This window comes from Pseudomonas sp. efr-133-TYG-5 (genome assembly GCF_030209175.1).
In the GTDB taxonomy this organism is placed as follows: Bacteria; Pseudomonadota; Gammaproteobacteria; order Pseudomonadales; family Pseudomonadaceae; genus Aquipseudomonas.
Genome location: NZ_JARVSM010000001.1, coordinates 1,984,908 through 2,004,216 on the forward strand (window position 1 = coordinate 1,984,908; position 19,309 = coordinate 2,004,216).

A 19,309-nucleotide genomic window follows, 5' to 3' on the forward strand; every position below is an offset into this window, starting at 1 on the left:
CCTTCCAGTGATCATCCATCGCTCAGGCCATCACACCTTGGTATCGTAACCATCTGAAGGAGCCGCAATGCCCCTTAGATATATGGGATGCTCCCACAGACGCAATGACCGTGAAAGTTTTCCATCCCGTGATGAGATTCCGGTATAAAGGGGGAAGGAAGCACCACAGTGCGTGGAGTTCGAAATCAGCCGGCGTCTGTCATGGCAGCTTAACGGTCACACGTAGATTTTATAATTATCGGCTAGACGGCATGGAAACCAAACTCTTAGATCTGTATCAAGCGGCTGTTTTCCTTGAGATATCTCCAGAACTTCTTGTCTATTTCACAAAAAACACCGTGAAAACCGGAGATACCAAAAAGCTCAAGTTTTCTAAAGACGGGGAAAGGCATCTTTTCGACGAGGCGGAACTGAAAAGTTATGATTCCTGGCTTAGGGATCCTTGGCCAACCCCTGCCAACTCCAATCGTCCCAATTTGCCCAAAGCTATTAGAGATGAGATAAAGCTAGAAGCCAGCTTAGAGTGCGCCGTATGCTACAAACATGCCGAATCCTGCGAGGCAGCTCACTTAGAGCCGAGTCATAAAGGGAAATGCAACCACCCTCATAACCTAATCTGGCTTTGTCCCACCCATCATGCAAAATATGACTATGGCAAGCTTGGCAAAAAAGGAACCGACAATCAGGATATTTTAAGTATAAAGCAATACCTCCGAACATTCAGACGCTTTGTGTGGGAGGGACAAGCTGAAGTAATGCAGCGCCTTGCCTTGTTGCTAAAAATCTGCAGCCAGCTCAACACCAGACTTGCACAACCGGTAGGAGTATCGCATACCGCGTTTGAAAACTTAGCGAATCAAGCAATTGCCCTGGTTCCAACGCTGACCAAAAAGTCAGAGAAATCAACCATCAGCCCCTCTTTAGAAAAGCTGTTAGCTGAAATTTCAGATGTAAGCGCGAATCAAGTCTCTACTACCAGATCAAAACTTGTAGAAGTTTCGTCATTTGAAGAAAGGTTTCTTGAGGAAAGCGGTCTAGTCAGGTGTCCGCTGTGCGAACACCGGGGATCCACACATAGCTTTGACTGCCCAGTTTGCCAGGGAGATGGCACGATTGATGAAAACATATCCGTTGACCTTAGAGATTTTGATTTGGTCACATGCAAGCTATGCAAGGGAAATAGATCTTTCAACGGTGAAACTTGTATCGCATGCGATGGTGAAGGAGAGTTTGAGCGCAGGATTGAGGAGCGAATCGATTACTCTCAATATGACTTTGTAGATTGCCCTGTTTGCAAGGGTACTGGTCGCCTGCATGGAGAACGCTGCTTAGCCTGCGACGGCGAGAAGCGAATGATGCGTGGACACGCCCAAAATATAGATGTAGCCGTTTATGACTACATAGACTGCCTTCTGTGCAAAGGAAGTGGCAGGCATGACGGAGACACATGTCAGCTTTGCTACGGTGAAAGAGTACTACTTCGGCGGTATGCTGATATGGTCGACCTTTCGCTGTATGAAAACGTAAAATGCCCAGCCTGCAAGGGGAAGAGGAAGCTGTATGGTGAAGATTGCATTGCCTGCAACTCAGAGGGTTACATGACTGCTGGCCTAGCATCTGAACTGGACGTGTCCCTGTATAGGATGGTCACTTGTCCTCATTGCAAAGGGCAGTGCAGGATTAACCATGAAGAATGCCAGACTTGTAACAGCGAAGGCGAGCTACTGAAGTATTACGTCGAAAAGTACAGCTAGCAACTCCCAAATCAAGCCACTCATGAAAAGGGTTTTTTGGAAACTCCTGGGGGATAAGTGGTCGGCATTTGAGGGAAAGCTTGATTACCTGGCGATCAACCCTACCTGCTAGCTGTTGGGTGGCCTCGCCTTGGACAAACATAGACCGCTCATCCAGCATGGATCTTGCTCAAAATTTCCGGGATGTCGCCATACTCCTCGTACCAGATGACGCTCACCCCTAGCTCACGCATAAGCTCTTCGTTGGTGGAATGGTGTCTTTCAAGGAAGCGCTCAACAACAGCATTTGAGATTTTGAGAGGCTTGCCACTCGCCCCTGCCATGAATTTCTTGGAAGTCAAACGCCGCATGAAAGCGAAGTGTTTGGGCTCCTCGATCGATTTGGACGCGATCTCCAATAGCCGGCGCAGATTCGGATCGGTCAGTGAAAGACCGATCATAAGACACGAGCTTTCCTTGAAGCTGTTCAACTGAACCAAGTTTGACCAGTGATAGGCGTCACGGTAAATCTGATGATAGCCTTCCTCAGAGAAAACTAAGGTGCATCGATCCAGATTGGAGTAGCGCTGCCTATCCTCCGGTAAAAAACCATGCACATGGTATACAGGCAGTTCTTCAGCGCTTGGTGTCTCAAACTCTTCGAACACGCTTTTATGTACCAACGAGCGCGAGAGCAGCGCCCTCTCAATGAAATCATCAAAGTTATAGGTCAAAATAGATTTTACGTTGGCACCGGTTCGAGTCGGGGTACATAGCTTCGCGATAGAAGAAATCAGCTCTGATTCGACTGGGAATTTTTTGTCACGCAAAGAATAAAGCTGATGGGTGATCGCATCAACAAACCCTTGCTGTTCTACAGGTGATCCCACAGCAAGCCCTTTTCGGATATACCTTGCTAACATCAATGTGGACGGCCCATCTACTTCCATTAGCCTGGCGACGATTTCAGATACCTTAACCGGATCGCCGTGGGGGCCGCCGAAATTTTCCTGCGATAGCATAGAAACTAATAAGGAATTCAGCAGAGTATTCCAATCAGGCAATCCAGCGCTACTGGATACTCCAGCGCCAAGAATTAAAGAAAACCTGCCTGCTCGGTATTTTTCAGCAACTGCTTTTACTAACTGATCACGATCTTCCTTCCACGACCTGACAGTACGCTCCGCAGCCATTTTTAAACGCAGAGAAAACAAATTAGAGGTGAGCGTTTCTACAGCCTCCTTATGCTTCTGCATCAGCTCGTTGACTTCCTTCCCACCCCATAGGTAGACAAGATTGTCCACTTGTGGGTTTTCTTCATTGATATAAATACTTTTCTTCAGATCTGATATTTTTGGAGCAATGATCAGCAAACTGTAACCGCGACTAGAATGCCCTCTAAATTTTTCAACGGTAGCATCGAGCTTTGACCGGGAAACAGAAAATACTATTTCCACAACCAGCGGTGAAGAAATTTCACCGATACCACTTGGAGCAATGGCGTCAAAAGCTGAAACATGGCTGTCTTGACCCTCAACCTTCTGCCCTAACTGCTGTCCTTCGACCTGAAGGAGTTTGATAATGAATGCTTCTAAGAAAAGATATCCGCCCGATCCATAGTCCGCCAGGCGCTCTTCCAGAGTGTTGAAATCCATTGACTCAAATCCTAGTTCATGACATCGATTCGACTACGTTGAAGGCAAAGACACGGACTAGCCGCCATACCAAAGCCGCCGGGAGGGGCCCACGCTACCACAGATTCAGACGCCATTTATAGCCATTAGCCATCTCCTCGTCGCGCTGCTTTTGGTGCCTCTGGCACCTCTGATTGGAGGGACAATTTACGTCGAGTTCACAGGTCGGAGCCGCCGACCAAAAACGCGACATGAGCTCCGGATCGGACGACCCTAGGCGAGTGTTGCGCTGCAATTGGCTCCGGGGATACTGTGGTATGACGGTGCACCGTGGTGCACGGTGGAGAAAACGGCTATCCCCCCATGAAGAGGGGGCTTGGGGACGAGAGATCACTACACGGATACACGCTTTAAGCCGGAAATATCCAATAAAGGTTCGATTCCCTTCACCCGCTCCAATCGAATTTTGTCTCACGTCAGGCTTCGACGGGGGATGCAGCCACAGAAAAAACCGGTCCTTGTGACCGGTTTTTTTGTGTCCCGGATTTGAGCCTGGTCACTTGGCCAGCGTAGAACAATCGGGAAACACAACGTTGATTGCTGATTCGCCAGCCCTCACTACGCTACGGTTTCTTTTACGACTGGAAGCGGTCCTTCAGAAAATGATCCACACGCACGGGCTAGCCCATCGAGCTGCGCAATGCCGCACTGAGACTCTGTGCCTCGGTAATCGAGACAAACACGGAAAAACACCACTCACTCGAAGAGAGGTGAATCCAGTGCATGACGACAGAAAGCCAGGCATGACAAGAGAAGAGCAAGCCATCTGGGAGGATGCGATCAAGTTTGCTCGATCAAACAAGAAAGCTATCGGCAAGCGGCTTACCGATCAGACCAAGTATCCTGCCGAAAAAGAACCTGTCTCGGTATTCATGGCAGGCTCACCGGGCGCTGGCAAAACAGAGGCATCATTGGCCCTGCTGAACCTGTTCTCTGATACCCCCATCCTGAGAATCGATCCGGACGAGTTGAGAAACGAATTTGAAGCCTATCAAGGTGGCAATGCCTGGCTGTTCCAAGGAGCAGTTTCAATTCTAGTGGGCAAACTAATTGACCTTGCCTTGGATCGGAAGCAATCCTTCCTGCTGGATGGCACCCTCTCGAACATCCAGATCGCAAGGAAAAATGTGCAGCGTTGCCTCGATAAACAAAGATTTGTACAGATTCTCTACGTCTATCAAGACCCTAGCCTTGCCTGGTCCTTTGTCCAGGCTCGCGAGGAAGCTGAAGGACGCAGAATTAGGCCGGAGCATTTCGTCGACCAATACTTCGCAGCACGTGACGTGGTAAATACCCTTAAGCTAGAGTTTGGCAAGGTTCTTCATGTCGATCTGCTTGTGAAGCACATTGATAATTCGGGACGCCTGTACAAGGCTGGTATCGACAAGATCGACTACCATATCCCCGAGAAGCATACGAGACACGACCTGATGACCCTGCTTGGGATCAATGACGGAGCAACCCTATGAAACTCGGATCCACAAAGGAATCCACGAGTCCATTCGCAGACTTCATTCGGAATGCGAAATCCGAAGAAAAAAAGCGCGTCTACAGCGAAGTGTTGACCGAAGCCACCAAAAAGCAGAATGAGGTGATGTTGGCGGCGCGCGAAAAGCAGGCCTGATTGCGTTACGGAATTTCAATAAAGCCCGGCCAGGTGCCGGGCTTTATCATTCTGAGGTTAATCTGCTGGGGAAATACCCTGTCTCACGTCAGGCTTCGACGGGGGATGCACCCAAAGAAAAAACCGGTCCTTGTGGCTGGTTTTTTTGTGTCTGGATTTTGAGCATCTGCTCACCGTCACACTGGCCCTGGCCCAGACTGGTTTCCCAGTCGATCCGCTTATCGCCGCAAATTCCCTGACGGCATGATCATTCTCCAATCAGTCACCGTGGCTTATACCTTGGAGGGCACGCTCCGTGTTCACCACTGCCGGTCGCAGGCCGGCGCGAGGATGGGCCATGAACAGCAAAGCGATTCCCGAGGGTTTTACCCCGCTCACCCGCAGCAGTCCGCTGCTTGATCTGCTCGGCCCGATCTACAGCCGAGGCAGCGGATTGCAGTTGCAGATCGGCCTTTGGACCGACCTACGCCATGCCAATGGGCGCGGGACTCTGCATGGTGGTGTCTTGGCGACATTGGCGGATGTCGGCATGGGTTACGTCATGGCGTTTGCCAGCGATCCTCCCCTGCCTCTGGTAACCGCGAGCATGACGGTGGATTATCTCGGCGCGGTGCAAATCGATGAATGGCTCGAGGTGCGTCTCGAGCATTCGAAAAAAGGACGGCAACTGGCGTTTGCCACGGTAGGCCTGCATGTGGCTGATCGAATGGTCGCCCGGGCCAGCGCCGTGTTCGCCGTGCCGCAGCGGTAAAGCCTCGCAACATACGCCGCGGCCGTGCGGCGTTTGCCCTTCTAAACTGTGGTTCAGCCGACTTCATCGCAACGATGAGCGCTCGCGGCTTTATTGTGTTGAACGATAAAAAATCGTGGGTATAGTAACCACCAATCACACCACAAGGAGGTGTTGTGAACAGCCGTTTTTTAATCGGCCAACTCGTCGCGGACGGTTGGTATCTCGTGCGGATCAGGGGCAGCCATCATCATTTCAGGCATCCGACCAAACCCGGTCTGGTCACCGTGCCCCATCCGAAGAAGGACCTGCTGAAGAAAACGGCAATCAGTATTTTGCAACAGGCGCTGCTTTGACCTGCTCGGTCAGCCGCCAGGAGGACAACCCATGCTTTACCCGATTGCGATTTCCGTGGGCGATGGCGAACACGCCTGGGGAGTGGAAGTACCGGATATTCCCGGCTGTTTTTCCGCCGGCGACGACCTCGACGACGCGATGGCCATGGCTCGCGAAGCCATCGAGGGCCATTTCGAGATTCTCGCCGAGGACGGTGCGCCGATTCCGCCAGCCAACAAGGTCACGCTGCATGCCGCCAATCCAAAATACGCCGGCTGCACCTGGGCCGTGGTGGATATCGACGTGACCCAGTACCTGGGCAAGGCGCAGAAGCTCAATATCACGCTGCCGGGCTATCTGCTCAAGCGTATTGATGAATACGTGTTGCACCACCCCGAGGAGAAAAGCCGCTCCGGATTTCTCGCTTCGGCGGCGCTCAAGGTCTTGCAGCAGCGTTGAATCCGGAACGCAAAAAAACCGGCGCTGATGACCGGTTTTTTTGTGCCTGCATTGTTGCTCAAGGTTTCGCTGCAACGTGATCCAGCGCCTGGTTCACCGCCAGCTCGCCGAGCATGCCAATGGGCGAAATGCCCAGTGCGGTCTTGCGCTGGGCCGGGTCCAACTGCGCGGCGGAGTTGTTGAGCATGGTGGTGGCGCAGCCCAGGGTTTCGCCGGCATTGACCAGCAGCGACTCGGTATTGCAGGCCGGGTTGGCGAGGTACATGGGTGTGGGTTCAGGGCGTGTCGCGATTACAGATCACCAACACTCCAGCGGTACTCTTCGGATTCCCGAACCGCTAGCATTTCTCCCTCACCCACCACCCTCCCCCTGCGCGGCCATCGACGAATACGCGTCATCACTTTCGAGGGAATCCAGAGCGCGGCCAATGCGCCGCTGACGAACGAACGGCAAAGAGCATTCAGGCATGACTCAAAACATTTACGACGATCCCGGATTTTTCCAGGGCTACAGCCAGCTGAACCGTTCCATCGGCGGCCTCGATGCTGCGCCGGAGTGGCCAGCGCTGAAGGCCATGCTGCCGTCCATGCACGACTTGCAGGTGGTGGACCTGGGCTGCGGCTACGGCTGGTTCTGCCGCTGGGCCAGTGAACAAGGGGCGCTTGACGTACTCGGGCTGGACGTTTCGGAGAAAATGCTGCAACGGGCGCGAGACACTACGTCGGCAGGCAACATTCACTATGAACGCGCCGACCTCGAACAGCTGGACCTGCCTACCTGCACTTACGACCTGGCCTACAGCTCGCTGGCACTGCATTACATCAAGGATCTTGCCGGGCTGTTCGCTACGCTGCATGCCGCACTGAAACCCGGCGCGCATTTTGTGTTTTCCATCGAGCACCCGATCTTCATGGCGCCACGCAATCCGGGTTGGCTTATCGACCACGAAGGCCGCAAGCGCTGGCCGTTGGACAGTTATCAGATGGAAGGCGAGCGGGTCACCGACTGGCTGGCCGAAGGCGTGATCAAGCAGCACCGCACCATGGGCACACTGCTCAACGCCTTGATTGACGCCGGCTTCAGCCTCCGCCAAGTCAACGAATGGGGCCCGAGCGATGCTCAAGTGGCGGCGCAACCGGCGTTGGCTGAAGAGCGGGAGCGACCGATGATGATGTTGGTGGCGGTGCAACGCTGAGCCGGTCTACAGCGTGAGAACGAACCCAAGGGCTGAGCGCGATCAGCCCTTGGGGCTTGCCCGTCAGCGCGTCGCGACAATGAACAACCGCGGAAACGGCAACAGCACCGAGCCATCCGCCAACGCCGGGTACGCCTCGGTCACCGCCGCCAGATACTCGCGCAGATACTGCTCGCGCTCGGTTGCGTTCAACGGACTGAGAAACGGAATCAGGCCACTGCCCTTGAACCACTCCACCACCCCGGCGGCACCGTCCGCCAGCGGATGGTGATAGGTGGTGCGCCACACGTCGACCCGTGCACAGTGCGGACGCAGCATCGAGAAGTAGCCATCGGCCGCCGCCATTTGCGTACGCTGCCCCGCCGCGCCAGCCAATTTGCCGGCCCACGGGCCTTGGGCGGCAACTTCGCGCATCAGCCGATGGGACGGCTCGTTGAGGTTGTCCGGCATCTGGATCGCCAGGCTACCGCCGGCCGCCAGTTTGCCCGCCAGCGCCGGCAGCAACGTCGGGTGATCCGGCAGCCATTGCAACACCGCGTTGGCGAAGATCACATCGAACGGGCCGGTGTCGGCCCAGGTATCGATGTCGGCAACATCGAATTGCAACTGCGGCAAGCGTTTGCGCGCCGCATCGATCATGTCCGGCGAACTGTCCAGCCCCTGCACCCGGGCCTGCGGAAAACGCTCCAGCAACAATTCGGTGGAGTTGCCCGGGCCGCAGCCGATGTCGACCACCGTGCGCGCGTCAGCCGTGGGAATCGCCGCCAGCAGATCGCGGGCCGGGCGGGTGCGTTCATCTTCGAAAGCGACGTATTGCTTGGCGGACCAGGGCATTGCGTTCTCCTGTCGGGTCGTTTCAGCGAAACGGGAAAAGCGGCTGGCCGTCACAATACAGGGATTGATACGCAACGCCCTCCCTACCAATGTCCGAGATGCTTGCAAACCCGCAGCTTTCAAGGCCTCCAGCGAGGACATGCATTTGTAAGTAGAATTTTCACAGCACCACCGCTGTCTGAATTTCAGGCTCTCCCCAATAAGGAATACGGCAATGAAATTCGCGAAGATCTCTCAAAAGCTGGCGCTCTGGGCCGGTAGTCCCAAGACGTTCATGGGGGCATTGATTCTGATCGGGTTGTGGGGACTGAGCGGGCCGATTTTCCAGTTCAATGACACCTGGCAGCTGATTATCAATACCTCGACCACCATCATCACCTTCCTGATGGTGTTCCTGATCCAGAACACGCAGAACCGCGACACCGACATCCTGCACCTCAAGCTCGACGAGTTGCTGCGGGTCAACAAGGAAGCGCAGAACGCCATGCTCGGGCTGGAATCGCTGGACCTCAAACAACTGGAGGCGCTGCGCAGGCACTATCGCTCGCTGGGCGAAAACGAGGTCTTCGATCTGGAAGGGCTGGGTGCCAAGAGCAAAACGAAACAGGATCTGAACGATTGCTGACGGGCAAAAAAAACGGCGCTAAAAAGCGCCGTTTTTTAATCCCTCGCATTCAGCGGCTGGCTTGCAGCGCCCGGGCCATCTCAAGGTGGCTCTGCAGTTTCGGCAGGGTTTCATCGGCGAACGCCTTGATCTCCGGCACATCGGTGGTCTGTGCCTCCTGCTGGATCTGCTGGATCGCTTCTTCAGTGGCCTTGACCTGACTGGCGGCGTAAGCCTGGTCGAACGTCGCACCATCCTTCACTTGCGGCATCAGCGCCTTGGCCTTGTCCGCGACTTCCTCGCGCGGGGCCACGGGCAGGTCGAGCTTCTTGGCGATTTTCGCCAGGTGCTGGTTGGCGGTGGTGCGATCGTTGATGACGACGATGGTGTAGTCCTTGACCTCTTTGGACTCGGACTTCTGGTGCGCCAGGCGACTGGCCTCGATGTCGGCCATGCCTTTGGCCGAGGCTTCGTTGATGAATTCGGCGGGCGACTGGGCGAAAGCACTGCTAGCGAACAGTCCCAACAGGGTGACAAAACTGGCATTGCGTACTCGGGTGGCCATCCGGCTCATGGTCGCGCCCTCCTTCTGAACAGATTCAAGCGGGAGCTTGCGCCCCCGCCTCTCAATCAAAACAACTTCACCGACTATTTCGATTTTTGCGCAGGCTTGCGGCCCATTTCGGTTTTCGCAGGCTCTTTATCGACCGTCGTGGTGGTGGTCTTGCCACCCTTGCGACCGGCTTCAGAGGCCTTCGTTCGATCGTTGGCGAAGTTTCCCGAGTTCGAGTTTCTTGAATTAGGCATGATTCTCTACCTCTTGGTATTGATCGTGGCGAGCAGGTGCCCGCCTAGATTGAGAATTTTCTCGTCGACAAAGGTTTAGAAAAATTGCCGACGCTGCGACGAACGGCGCCGTTTTTTTCAGAAATCCAGCGCGCGATGATTGAGACGCTTGGCGGCATACATGGCCTGGTCGGCATGACGAAACAACTGTTGCTCATGCCGACCATGCTCGGGGTAGCGAGCCACGCCGATGCTCGGTTCGATGTGCAGGTTATGTCCGTCGAGGCGCATCGGTTGCGCCAGGACCTGGCGAATCTTGTCCGCCACCGCCTCGGCATCGTCGGTGGCATGCACACTGTGCAGCAGCACGACGAATTCGTCGCCGCCGATCCGCGCGACCGTGTCAGTCTCGCGCACGCAGCCCTTGAGGCGGTTGGCCACCGTTTGCAGGAGCATGTCGCCGACGGCGTGGCCAAAGGTGTCGTTGACCTGTTTGAAGCGATCCAGGTCGACATACAACAGCGCCATGTGCCCCGACGCCTGCCTGGCGCCGGCCAGTGCCGCCTTGAGCCGGTCGCGCAGCAGTTCGCGGTTGGGCAGCTGAGTCAGTTGATCGTATTGCGCCATGCGGCGCAGGCGTGCGTGCAACTGCTGGCGCTCGATGGCCGTGGCAACCTGGGCGCAGACGTATTGCAGCAACTCCTTGTCCTGCTCGGTGTAGCGCTCGCCACCGGCCAGGCTCTTGACGATCAGCGCGCCGATGGTGCCGTTTTTCGAGTTCAGCGGCACACCGAGCCAGCACGGCGAGTGCTGGTCCGCCACCAGCGCGGCGAAATCGGCCGGGGCGTCGGGGCACTCCGGGGTGAGCAGAATCGGCTGGCCGCTGCGGATGACTTCCGCGCACAAGCGGCCGGTGACGGTGCCAGGCTGCTCGGGCTGCAACTCGTGGTCGTCGACGTGATAGGGAAAATTCAGCTGCGCGCAGTGCTCGTCGTACAGCGCCACGGAAAAATTCAGCGCCGGCAGCCATTCGCCAATGATCAGGTGGATGCGCTTGAACAACGCCAGCAGGTCTTCCGCCGCATGCGCCGCTTCGGAAATCGCATACAGCGCAGCCTGTCGCGATTCAGCCAGTTTGCGCTCGGTGATATCGCGGGCCACGGCGATGCGCAGCTGATCGACCTCCGACCAGCGCGCCGACCAGAGGATGTGCACGACGCTGCCGTCCTTGCGCAGGTAGCGGTTCTCGAAGTTGTGCTTGGGCTCGCCGCCCATGATGTCGCTGGCCGCGGCCAGGGTCCGCGCGCGGTCGCCGGGGTGAACGTAGTCGATCATCGACTGGCCGATCAGTTCGTCAGGCGTATAGCCGAAAATACGTTCGCAGGCGGCACTGACAAAAACGAAACGGCCCTGCCTGTCCACCGCACACACGGCGTCCAGCAGCAGATCGAGGTAACTCGCCGACGGCGCGGAATTTCGCTTTTCCATGGTTCAGCTGGGATGTCCGGTCAATGCAGCACTGTTCAATCATCCCTGCCCCTGCAACCGCGCATCCGTGCGACCTCGCTCAAGCCTTGTTCGGCATCAACCCCGGCAGTGCATGCACCAGCGCGTTGATGGCAAAACCGATGAACATCACCCCGCACAAGCGAGTGATCGCCAGTTCGTGACGCTGGTACAAGGTGCGCACCCGACGGGCCCCGACGATGCCAATGAGAATAGCGTAGGCGAGCAATCCTCCCAGGAAACTCAGGGCGATCAGCATCGGCAGCATCGACCAGTTGAGCAGTTCGGCGCGGCTCGACAGCAGCGCGGTGAAAGTCGCCACCGCCACCGGGTAAGCCTTGGGGTTGGTCAGGCCGAACAGGATGCCGTGCCAGAACGGCTGGCGCGCCGCACCCTGCGGCTGCTCGCCATGGCTGCGCCGCGCTCGCACCGCGCGCCAGCCCAGCCAGAACAGGTACAGGCCGCTGAGTACGCCGAGTACATCGAACGCCGTGCTGCCGATTTCCCGCGCGCCGACAATCGCGATCAGCGCCGTGCTGCACCACACCACATCGCCGAGCAGATGCCCGCACAGGAACCCCGCTCCGGCCCGTCGGCCATGCGCGGCACCGATGCCGAACACCGCCAGCACACCCGGCCCCGGCGTGATGCCGTAGATGAAACCCGAGGCCAGCACGGCCATTAGCAACGATGGAGTCATGGAACACCTGCAAGCGCCGGAAAACGTGGCCGCCAGTCTATCCCAGCGCTCTGTGAATATTCACGACTCGTGGAAAAAACGCATGCCTGCATAGGGCTGTTGCCGACACGCGGCCAGGCGCGAGGCCAGATTGCCGACATGCGCCTCGAGCTTGTGGCCGTCCGGATCGAGAAAGTAGTACGACGCGCCTTCGCTGCGGTTGTCGCGCCAGGGCTGCACGTTCGCCGCACGCAGCTGCTGCACGAATGCCGGGAAGTCCTCGGCGTTCAGGCTGAACGCGTAATGCGTGTAGTCGGCGCCCGGTCCGGTCTGGCGTTGCGCATCGAGCGACAGGCACAACCACAGCCCCGGCAGCGATAGATAGGCACCGGCGTCCCACGTGGCTTCGACACGCAAGTGCAGCACATCGCGATAGAACGCCAGGCTGCGGTTCAGGTCGCTGACCGCGAGAGTCAGGTGATTGAGGCCGGTGAGCATCGGTCAGTAACCTCTGAAATCTTCAGGAATGGTGTATTGCCTGCCGTCGTAGGTCAGGGTGATCTGGCTTTTCTTCAGCGGGGTATCCTGGGCAACGCATTTCTTGCCGGACTTGACGGTTTTCATCGCTGTGCCGCTGGAAGTAATGATCAAGTCGGCATAACCGTTGTGGCTGGTCGGGCCGATTTCCACGGTTCGGCGAATTTGTCGACCTTCACCCGCACAGTCTTCCAGCCACTCACCGTTATTCTTGAAGACCACCAGGCCATCCAGTACCGGGCGCAGCTTATTGCCCTCGCGCACATACAGGGTCAGGTCGGTTTTTTCGTAGGGCATGGCACTTGAACTGTGCCCGAACTTCGAACGCAGACCGAAGGCGCGAACATCCGGAGCCAGCCGGTAACGGGCCGTATCGATTACCAGGTCGTCGAAGCGGATGGCATCGGAGTTGTACGCCCCGGGTTTGCTGTAAGTGGCAATCGGTTTGGCGTTGGTGCTGTTCAGCAGCGCCAGATCCAGATCAAACACACCCGCATCGTCACTACCGGCGTCCGGTACATACGTGGACTTGACGGCAATCACCTGCTCCTTGAACGCCGGCCATGGTTTGCAGCGCGAAAGTGATTGGTCGTCGTGATTCTTTGTCACACAGGCCGGTTGCGCCTGGGCGGTGATCGCGAAAACGCTGAGGGCGATGAACAGTCGGGTCGGGGTGAGCATTGTTCTTCCTTGAAAAAATTCATCGAGCGTGCGCGAGCGTTACATGCCTTTGAGTGCCGCCGGCACGACGTAAGACTTGCCGTCATAGCGCAGTGTCGTCAATACCGTGTGGCTGCTGAACTTCTCGTCGCAGGTTTCGCCCTTGCCGACCGCAGTCGTGCCGGACGCGACCGTTTTGACAATCAGGTCGGCATAGCCATGTGAACGGGTCTTGGCGATTTCCACGGTTCTGCTGTTCTGAAAACTGTCCCCGGCGCAACCGTCCCATTCCGCGCCACTGACATCCACATAGAGATTTTCCAGCACCGGACGCAACCGGTTCCCTTCCCTCACGTAGAGCGACAGCAGGGTTTGCGCGTAGGGGTTGGCGCTGGAGAAGTTGCGCGAGTGCGTGCGCACACCAAAGGCGCGCAGTTCAGGCGTGAGTGCGTAGCGGGCCGTGTCCAGCGTCAACTCGTCCAGCTCAATCGCATCGGACGCAAAAGCGCCAGCCTTGTGATACGTCGCGACTGGGCTCGCTTGATCGACGCTCAGCACCGCCAGGTCGAGATCGTAAGTACCCTGCGGGCCGCCGCCCTGCGTCGAGCCCTGTTCGTATTGCGAACGTGCTGTAAGGGTCAGCCCCGGATAGGCTGGCCATTCCTTGCAGACAGAAAACCCGTACTCGCCCGTCACGGCTGGCTTCACGCAATCGGCGAGCACCTGCCCTGCCAACAAGAATCCGCCCACCGCCACACACCCGCGTAAAACCGACTTCATTGTCATACCCTGCTCCTAGAAGATTTCAGCCGCGCACTATCCCCTCCCCGATCCGCCGATTCAACCAGTTCAACGCCTGATCCCCGCCCCGGCGCGTGTGCCACGCCGAGACAAAGGTGAATGGCGCGATCGCGAACGGCGGCGGCACGATGATCAGCGCTTCGTCTTGCACATCCTGCAACGCCCGCGAAGCCACGGTCAGGATCAGATCCGTGCCGCTGATGAACTGCGGGGCGACGCTCCAGTGCGGCAGGCTGATGGCGACGCGGCGACGTTCGCGCAGGGCGGTCAGGGTGCGTTCGATTTCCGGGGTGCCGCTGCCGCGCATTTCCAGCAGGACGTGCGGACGCGAGAGGTAGGTTGGCATGTCGAGAACACCTCCCGCGGGAAGGCTCTGGCGGTCCAGCAGGCAGACGTAGCGTTCCTCGAACAGCGGCGTACTGCGCAATTCACCGGGGAGTTCCGGGAGCACGCCGGCCGCGAGATCGATGTCACCGTTGAGCAAACCTTCGACCATGCCTTCGCGGCTGGCATGGCTGATTTGCAGATCAATGCCGGGGGCTTCGCGCCGCAGTGTATGAATCAGCCCGGGCAGGATGATCGCGGCGCCGTAGTCGGACATCGCCAGGCGAAAGGTCCGGCGGGCGCTGGCTGGATCGAAGGTGTTCGGCGCCAGCAGCGACTGCACCTGGGCCAGTGCTTCGGCCAGGGGCGCCACCAGTTCCAGGGCGCGCGCGGTGGGCACCAGCGTCGATCCCGCGCGGACCAGCAGCGGATCGCCGAGCAGGTCGCGCAAACGCGCCAAGGCATGGCTGACCGCCGGTTGGCTGAGGTGCAGCCGCTCGGCGGCACGGGTTACGTGCTGCTCGCTGAGCAAGGCGTCGAGGATCACCAGCAGGTTGAGGTCGATACGCCGCAGATCATTCATTCGCTGCATGTTCCGCATCACAAATTGGAATTTAAATCTGCGCGACGAATGACCTACAGTCCAGCAGAACCTTGGCGGAGAACGAAGATGAATACTTTGCAGTGGGCCGGTGTGTTGCTCCTGGCGGCATTTGCCGGCGCAGTGGTGCCGTTCCAGAGTGCGATGAATGCCCATCTGGCGCGCGGGCTGGGGCATCCGCTTTGGGCGACGCTGGCATCGTTGCTGGTGAGTGTGCTGGTGCTGTTGCCGGTGATCGTCGCGTTGCGCTTGCCGTTGCCGTCGCTGGCGTTCATCGCCAAAGCGCCGTTGTGGCTGTGGACGGGAGGCGCGTTCGGCGTGTGCTTCGTCGCGTTGGCGGTGATGCTCCTGCCGAAACTGGGGGCATCGGGCTTCGTCGCACTGGCACTGGCCGGGCAGATGCTGGCATCGATGCTGCTGGACCACTTCGGCCTGTTTGGCCTGACGCCCAAGCCACTTACGCTGCCTCGGGTTTTGGGCGCGCTGTTGTTGCTTGCCGGGGTAGGACTGATTCAGTTTGGCCCAGGGTTGCAGAAGAGCGCAGTGCCAGCCGGGTGAGGCGCAACAGCCACGCGCCTCTGGCCATCGCGAGCAACCCCGCGATGGCGTCCGCGCCGGCTCTGTCCGCCTCAGCCCTTGTCCAGCGTGCGCAGTTTCTGCGGCAGGCCCCACAGCAGCAATGCCGCCGCGATCAAGGCCGCGACACCGATGACATACAACGCCGGTGTGGTGCTGCCGGTCAGGTCCTTGATCCGCCCGACCATTACCGGACTGACGATGCCGCCAAACTGGCCAAGCGTGTTGATCACCGCAATCCCGCCAGCCGCGCCGGCCCCGGCACCGGCCAGCAACTTCGGCGGCAGGGTCCAGAAGCTCGGGATCGAGGCAATGATGCCGGCGCCAAGCAGGCCGAGGGCGACGATCAGGAACGTGGTGTGACTGGCGAAGATCCCGGCGCTGAAGAAGCCGATGGCGCCGACAATCACCAGCCCGGCGACAAACTTGCGGCGCTCGCCGGTGGCGTCGGACAGGCGTCCGATCACCACCATGCTGATCGCGCCGCAGATGTACGGGATCGACGTCAGCAGACCGATCATCACCGGGCTCTCGGTGCCGGCGCTGCGGATCAGTTGCGGCGCCCAGAAATTCAGGCCGTAGGACGCCACCTGGATCAGGAAATAGATCAGCCCCAGGGTGAGGAAACCGGGAATCTTCAGCGCTGCCAGCAGCGAACCGCCGCTCTTGTGCGGTTCGTGCTGGGCGATGCGGCTGGCCAGCAGTGTTTTCTCCTGCGCGCTCAGCCAGTGAGCATCCTCGATGCGATCCTTGAGTTGGGTCAGCACCAGGAAACCGAGGCCCACGCACGGCACGCCGCCGAGCAGGAACAACCAGTGCCAGCCGCGCATCTGCAGGACCCCGTCGAGGTGTTCCAGCACCAGCCCGGAGAACGGCGCGCCGACCAGCCCGGCGAATGCCGAGGCGAGGAACAGCATCGAAGTGATGCGCCCGCGGAAGTGTTGGGGAAACCACAGCGTCAGGTAATACAGCACACCGGGAGCAAACCCGGCCTCCATCGCGCCGATCAGGAAACGCAGCAAGTAGAACTGCCATTCGCTGGTGACGAACACCATCAGTGCCGTCGCCACGCCCCAGGACATCATGATCCGGGCGATCCAGCGCCGCGCGCCGACCTTGTACAGCATCATGTTGCTCGGCACTTCGAACAGCACGTAACCGACCACGAACAGGCCGGCGCCGAGGCCATAGGCGGTGTCGCTGAGGCTCAGGTCAGCCTGCAACTGAAACTTGGCGAAGCTGATGTTGATGCGGTCGAAGAAGGCGAACAGGTAGCAGACCATGATCAGCGGCATCAGGCGCCAGGCGACCTTGCTGACCAGGGCTTTTTCGGCGTCGAGATCGACGGACGGGCTCGCGCCCGCCTCCATTACATTGAGGCTCATGGGGTTTCTCCAGGCGGACTGCCGGTAGCGTCCGATTGTTTTTGTTGTCTGGTGGTGAGGGCTTGCAGGGCGCTCCCGTGGCGGGAGCGCCGGGAGTCAGGTGGGAATCGGGTGCAGGTCGCAATTGCGCCCGGCCTTGGCCAGTTGCCCGGGGACTTCATGGCCGAGCAGCGCCGGCAGGCTGCGGGACAGCTTCAGCAGCAGCGGCAGATCGATACCGGTGTAGATCCCGACTTCCGCGCAGAGATTGACCAGGTCCTCGGTGCAGATATTCCCCGAGGCGCCCGGTGCAAACGGACAGCCGCCGAGCCCGCCCAGCGCCGCGTCGAAACGCCGGGCGCCGGCCTCGTAGGCCGCCAGCACATTGCACAGGCCCAGGCCCCGGGTGTTGTGAAAGTGCAGAGTCAGGTCCGCCGGCGACACCTGCTGCAGGACTCGCCGCACCAGGCGCTCGACCTGGCGCGGATTGGCCATGCCGGTGGTGTCGGCCAGGGTGATGCCCTGAATACCGAGTTGCTGGTAAGTCTCGACCAGGTGCAGCACGCGATCCTCATCGATTAGCCCTTCGAACGGACAACCGAACGTGGTGGCGATGCTGCCGTTGAGTCGCACTCCGGTGCCCGCGGTGAACGCGACGATCTCGAAAAACGCTGTAAGCGAAGCCTCACAACTCATGCGCATGTTCGCCAGGTTGTGGGTCTGGCTGGCGGACATCACCAGATTCAGTTCATCCGCCTCGGCCGCCAGCGCGCGTTCGGCGCCCTTGAGGTTGGGGATCAGCGCGACGTAGATCACGCCCGGCTGCCGCTGGATGCCGTTGAACACCTGCTCGCCGTCGCGCAGGGCGGGAATGGCTTTCGGCGAGACGAAGGAACCGGCCTCGATGCGGCTGAAACCGGCCAGGGACAACTGATCGATCAGGGCGATCTTGTCCTCGGTCTCGACCCAGGTCGGCTCGATCTGCAGGCCGTCGCGGGGCGCGACTTCCTGGACGAGCAACGCTTGCGAATAGTCGGTAATCATTGCACCACTCCCTGGCTTTTCAGGCGTTCGATGTCGCGGGCGTCGAGGCCGAGGCCGGCGAGGATGGCGTCGGTGTGCTGGCCCAGCGCGGGCCCGGACCAGTTCACGCCACCGGGGGTTTCCGAGAGTTTGGGGACGATGCCGGGCATCTTCACGCTGGCGCCGCCCGGCAGTTCGGCGTCGAGCAGCATGTCGCGGGCCTGATAGTGCGGATCGGCAACGATGTCGGCCACTGAGTAGATGCGCCCGGCCGGGACTTCGGCGGCTTCCAGCGCGGCCAGCACGTCAGTGATCGGCAGACTGCTGGTCCAGTGGGTGATGGCGGCGTCGAGCAGGCCGCTCTGCGCCGCGCGGCCGTCGTTGTGGGCGAACTGTGGCGCCTCGGCCAGATCGTCGCGGCCGATCACCTGCATCAGACGCTTGTAGATCGGGTCGCTGTTGCCGGCGATCACCACGTAGGCGCCGTCGGCGGTGAGGTAAGTGTTGGACGGCGCGATGCCTGGCAACGCGCCGCCGCTGCGTTCGCGGACATGGCCGAGCATGTCGTATTCCGGCACCAGGCTTTCCATGACGTTGAACACGCTTTCGGCCAGCGAGACATCGACAATCTGCCCGCCGCCCTGGCCGGTCTTGACCCGCAGCAGCGCCATCAGCGCACCGATCACCGCGTGCAGCGAGGCCAGCGAGTCGCCGAGGCTGACACCGACCCGCGCCGGTGGCGAACCGGGCGTGCCGGTGGTGTAGCGGATGCCGCCCATGGCCTCGCCGATCGCGCCGAAACCGGGACGATCGCGGTAGGGCCCGGTCTGGCCGTAGCCGGAGATGCGCACCAGGGTCAGGTTGGGGTTCAGCGCATGCAGCACGTCCCAGCCCAGGCCGAGTTTTTCCAACGCGCCGGGACGCAGGTTCTCGATGATCACGTCGGCGTCGCGGGCCAGTTGCTTGACCAGTTCGATGCCTTCGGCGGATTTGAGGTTGAGCGCCAGCGATTGCTTGTTGCGCGATTGCAGGTACCACCACAGCGACGTGCCCTGGTGCAGCTTGCGCCATTTGCGCAGCGGGTCGCCCTGACCCATGGCTTCGATCTTGATCACCTCGGCGCCGAATTCGGCGAGCATGCGCGCGGCAAACGGCGCGGCGATCAGGGTGCCGATCTCGATCACTTTGATCGCACTCAGGGGGGCAGTCATCGCGAGTACCTCTTGTTCTTGGAATTGCGGC

At 59.0% G+C, this 19,309-nt stretch carries 22 protein-coding genes and 1 pseudogene; 9 read left to right on the forward strand and 14 right to left on the reverse strand.

Translation table 11 applies throughout. The annotated features are described in order from the left end of the window. Nucleotides 1-251 precede the first annotated feature (251 nt). Complete coding sequence (locus QRN70_RS08960; RefSeq protein ID WP_285417114.1) at nt 252-1,754, forward strand: HNH endonuclease; 1,503 nt, start codon at nt 252-254, stop codon at nt 1,752-1,754. A gap of 149 nt (nt 1,755-1,903) precedes the next feature. Here the strand turns inward: QRN70_RS08960 and QRN70_RS08965 are convergent, their stop codons facing one another. Further along, a complete protein-coding gene (locus tag QRN70_RS08965; RefSeq protein WP_285417115.1) occupies nt 1,904-3,388 on the reverse strand; it encodes an SIR2 family protein in 1,485 nt (494 codons plus the stop codon). Nucleotides 3,389-4,170: 782 nt separating this feature from the next. Here QRN70_RS08965 and QRN70_RS08970 point away from each other — a divergent pair. From QRN70_RS08970 to QRN70_RS08990, 5 genes are all read left to right on the forward strand, one after another. Next, a complete protein-coding gene (locus QRN70_RS08970) occupies nt 4,171-4,896 on the forward strand; it encodes a zeta toxin family protein (protein ID WP_285418061.1) in 726 nt (241 codons plus the stop codon). Continuing rightward, entirely contained in the window at nt 4,893-5,051 is a 159-nt protein-coding gene (locus QRN70_RS08975) for a hypothetical protein (RefSeq protein ID WP_285417117.1), read from the forward strand. The genes QRN70_RS08970 and QRN70_RS08975 overlap by 4 nt, the downstream gene beginning before the upstream one ends. Nucleotides 5,052-5,388: 337 nt before the next feature. After that, nucleotides 5,389-5,802 carry a PaaI family thioesterase gene (locus QRN70_RS08980; RefSeq protein WP_285417119.1) on the forward strand — a complete coding sequence of 138 codons (414 nt, stop codon included), beginning with the start codon at nt 5,389-5,391 and terminating at the stop codon, nt 5,800-5,802. A 155-nt stretch (nt 5,803-5,957) separates the two neighbouring features. Then, nucleotides 5,958-6,137: a type II toxin-antitoxin system HicA family toxin gene (locus QRN70_RS08985; protein ID WP_285417120.1), complete on the forward strand. Its 180-nt coding sequence runs from the start codon at nt 5,958-5,960 to the stop codon at nt 6,135-6,137. 31 nt (nt 6,138-6,168) lie between these two features. Then, complete coding sequence (locus QRN70_RS08990; protein WP_285417121.1) at nt 6,169-6,576, forward strand: type II toxin-antitoxin system HicB family antitoxin; 408 nt, start codon at nt 6,169-6,171, stop codon at nt 6,574-6,576. A gap of 58 nt (nt 6,577-6,634) precedes the next feature. Here the strand turns inward: QRN70_RS08990 and QRN70_RS08995 are convergent. Continuing rightward, a pseudogene (locus tag QRN70_RS08995) lies at nt 6,635-6,853 on the reverse strand (DUF6124 family protein); the annotation flags it as partial. Between the two features lie 190 nt (nt 6,854-7,043). On the opposite strand from QRN70_RS08995, the gene QRN70_RS09000 reads away from it, so the two are divergent. Further along, entirely contained in the window at nt 7,044-7,772 is a 729-nt protein-coding gene (locus QRN70_RS09000; protein ID WP_285417123.1) for a class I SAM-dependent methyltransferase, read from the forward strand. A 63-nt stretch (nt 7,773-7,835) separates the two neighbouring features. On the opposite strand, the gene tam is transcribed toward QRN70_RS09000, so the two are convergent. Further along, nucleotides 7,836-8,606, reverse strand: coding sequence for a trans-aconitate 2-methyltransferase (tam, locus tag QRN70_RS09005; protein WP_285417124.1), 771 nt, complete (start codon nt 8,604-8,606; stop codon nt 7,836-7,838). Nucleotides 8,607-8,820: 214 nt separating this feature from the next. Here tam and QRN70_RS09010 point away from each other — a divergent pair, with 214 nt between their 5' ends. After that, complete coding sequence (locus QRN70_RS09010) at nt 8,821-9,231, forward strand: low affinity iron permease family protein (RefSeq protein ID WP_285417126.1); 411 nt, start codon at nt 8,821-8,823, stop codon at nt 9,229-9,231. A 49-nt stretch (nt 9,232-9,280) separates the two neighbouring features. Here QRN70_RS09010 and QRN70_RS09015 read toward each other — a convergent pair whose 3' ends face one another. From QRN70_RS09015 to QRN70_RS09050, 8 genes are all read right to left on the reverse strand, one after another. Then, a complete protein-coding gene (locus QRN70_RS09015; RefSeq protein WP_285417127.1) occupies nt 9,281-9,784 on the reverse strand; it encodes a DUF4142 domain-containing protein in 504 nt (167 codons plus the stop codon). A 74-nt stretch (nt 9,785-9,858) separates the two neighbouring features. After that, a complete protein-coding gene (locus QRN70_RS09020; protein WP_003222499.1) occupies nt 9,859-10,017 on the reverse strand; it encodes a KGG domain-containing protein in 159 nt (52 codons plus the stop codon). A gap of 117 nt (nt 10,018-10,134) precedes the next feature. Further along, nucleotides 10,135-11,484, reverse strand: a complete 1,350-nt coding sequence (locus QRN70_RS09025; RefSeq protein WP_285417129.1) for a sensor domain-containing diguanylate cyclase — start codon at nt 11,482-11,484, stop codon at nt 10,135-10,137. 79 nt (nt 11,485-11,563) lie between these two features. Further along, nucleotides 11,564-12,202, reverse strand: a complete 639-nt coding sequence (locus tag QRN70_RS09030; protein WP_285417131.1) for a LysE family translocator — start codon at nt 12,200-12,202, stop codon at nt 11,564-11,566. Nucleotides 12,203-12,262: 60 nt separating this feature from the next. Then, nucleotides 12,263-12,679: a fosfomycin resistance glutathione transferase gene (gene fos, locus QRN70_RS09035; RefSeq protein WP_285417133.1), complete on the reverse strand. Its 417-nt coding sequence runs from the start codon at nt 12,677-12,679 to the stop codon at nt 12,263-12,265. 3 nt (nt 12,680-12,682) lie between these two features. Then, nucleotides 12,683-13,399, reverse strand: coding sequence for a PA3715 family protein (locus QRN70_RS09040; protein WP_285417135.1), 717 nt, complete (start codon nt 13,397-13,399; stop codon nt 12,683-12,685). A gap of 39 nt (nt 13,400-13,438) precedes the next feature. Then, a complete protein-coding gene (locus tag QRN70_RS09045; protein ID WP_285417136.1) occupies nt 13,439-14,164 on the reverse strand; it encodes a PA3715 family protein in 726 nt (241 codons plus the stop codon). Between the two features lie 19 nt (nt 14,165-14,183). Next, entirely contained in the window at nt 14,184-15,095 is a 912-nt protein-coding gene (locus tag QRN70_RS09050) for a LysR family transcriptional regulator (RefSeq protein ID WP_285417138.1), read from the reverse strand. Nucleotides 15,096-15,173: 78 nt separating this feature from the next. On the opposite strand from QRN70_RS09050, the gene QRN70_RS09055 reads away from it, so the two are divergent. Then, the gene (locus QRN70_RS09055; protein ID WP_285417140.1) at nt 15,174-15,662 is read left to right on the forward strand and encodes a DMT family transporter; all 489 of its coding nucleotides are present in this window, start codon (nt 15,174-15,176) and stop codon (nt 15,660-15,662) included. Nucleotides 15,663-15,733: 71 nt separating this feature from the next. On the opposite strand, the gene QRN70_RS09060 is transcribed toward QRN70_RS09055, so the two are convergent. The 3 genes from QRN70_RS09060 to QRN70_RS09070 all read right to left on the reverse strand — a co-directional run bounded on the left by QRN70_RS09060 (nt 15,734) and on the right by QRN70_RS09070 (nt 19,278). Further along, nucleotides 15,734-17,065, reverse strand: a complete 1,332-nt coding sequence (locus QRN70_RS09060; RefSeq protein ID WP_285417142.1) for an MFS transporter — start codon at nt 17,063-17,065, stop codon at nt 15,734-15,736. Between the two features lie 96 nt (nt 17,066-17,161). Beyond that, on the reverse strand, nt 17,162-18,088 hold the full coding sequence (locus QRN70_RS09065) for a hydroxymethylglutaryl-CoA lyase (protein WP_285417144.1): 927 nt from the start codon (nt 18,086-18,088) through the stop codon (nt 17,162-17,164). Then, nucleotides 18,085-19,278, reverse strand: a complete 1,194-nt coding sequence (locus QRN70_RS09070; RefSeq protein WP_285417145.1) for a CaiB/BaiF CoA transferase family protein — start codon at nt 19,276-19,278, stop codon at nt 18,085-18,087. The genes QRN70_RS09065 and QRN70_RS09070 overlap by 4 nt, the downstream gene beginning before the upstream one ends. Nucleotides 19,279-19,309: the final 31 nt, after the last annotated feature.

Coding starts and splice junctions, on each gene's coding strand:
- QRN70_RS08975 (WP_285417117.1), top strand. CDS start 4,893: ATGAAACTCGGATCCACAAAGGAATCCACGAGTCCATTCGCAGACTTC.
- QRN70_RS09020 (WP_003222499.1), bottom strand. CDS start 10,017: ATGCCTAATTCAAGAAACTCGAACTCGGGAAACTTCGCCAACGATCGA.
- QRN70_RS09025 (WP_285417129.1), bottom strand. CDS start 11,484: ATGGAAAAGCGAAATTCCGCGCCGTCGGCGAGTTACCTCGATCTGCTG.
- QRN70_RS09065 (WP_285417144.1), bottom strand. CDS start 18,088: ATGATTACCGACTATTCGCAAGCGTTGCTCGTCCAGGAAGTCGCGCCC.
- QRN70_RS09010 (WP_285417126.1), top strand. CDS start 8,821: ATGAAATTCGCGAAGATCTCTCAAAAGCTGGCGCTCTGGGCCGGTAGT.
- QRN70_RS08965 (WP_285417115.1), bottom strand. CDS start 3,388: ATGGATTTCAACACTCTGGAAGAGCGCCTGGCGGACTATGGATCGGGC.
- QRN70_RS09055 (WP_285417140.1), top strand. CDS start 15,174: ATGAATACTTTGCAGTGGGCCGGTGTGTTGCTCCTGGCGGCATTTGCC.
- QRN70_RS08960 (WP_285417114.1), top strand. CDS start 252: ATGGAAACCAAACTCTTAGATCTGTATCAAGCGGCTGTTTTCCTTGAG.
- QRN70_RS09015 (WP_285417127.1), bottom strand. CDS start 9,784: ATGAGCCGGATGGCCACCCGAGTACGCAATGCCAGTTTTGTCACCCTG.
- QRN70_RS09000 (WP_285417123.1), top strand. CDS start 7,044: ATGACTCAAAACATTTACGACGATCCCGGATTTTTCCAGGGCTACAGC.
- QRN70_RS09045 (WP_285417136.1), bottom strand. CDS start 14,164: ATGACAATGAAGTCGGTTTTACGCGGGTGTGTGGCGGTGGGCGGATTC.
- QRN70_RS08980 (WP_285417119.1), top strand. CDS start 5,389: ATGAACAGCAAAGCGATTCCCGAGGGTTTTACCCCGCTCACCCGCAGC.
- tam (WP_285417124.1), bottom strand. CDS start 8,606: ATGCCCTGGTCCGCCAAGCAATACGTCGCTTTCGAAGATGAACGCACC.
- QRN70_RS08970 (WP_285418061.1), top strand. CDS start 4,171: ATGACAAGAGAAGAGCAAGCCATCTGGGAGGATGCGATCAAGTTTGCT.
- QRN70_RS09030 (WP_285417131.1), bottom strand. CDS start 12,202: ATGACTCCATCGTTGCTAATGGCCGTGCTGGCCTCGGGTTTCATCTAC.
- QRN70_RS09070 (WP_285417145.1), bottom strand. CDS start 19,278: ATGACTGCCCCCCTGAGTGCGATCAAAGTGATCGAGATCGGCACCCTG.
- QRN70_RS08990 (WP_285417121.1), top strand. CDS start 6,169: ATGCTTTACCCGATTGCGATTTCCGTGGGCGATGGCGAACACGCCTGG.
- QRN70_RS09040 (WP_285417135.1), bottom strand. CDS start 13,399: ATGCTCACCCCGACCCGACTGTTCATCGCCCTCAGCGTTTTCGCGATC.
- QRN70_RS09050 (WP_285417138.1), bottom strand. CDS start 15,095: ATGCAGCGAATGAATGATCTGCGGCGTATCGACCTCAACCTGCTGGTG.
- QRN70_RS09060 (WP_285417142.1), bottom strand. CDS start 17,065: ATGAGCCTCAATGTAATGGAGGCGGGCGCGAGCCCGTCCGTCGATCTC.
- fos (WP_285417133.1), bottom strand. CDS start 12,679: ATGCTCACCGGCCTCAATCACCTGACTCTCGCGGTCAGCGACCTGAAC.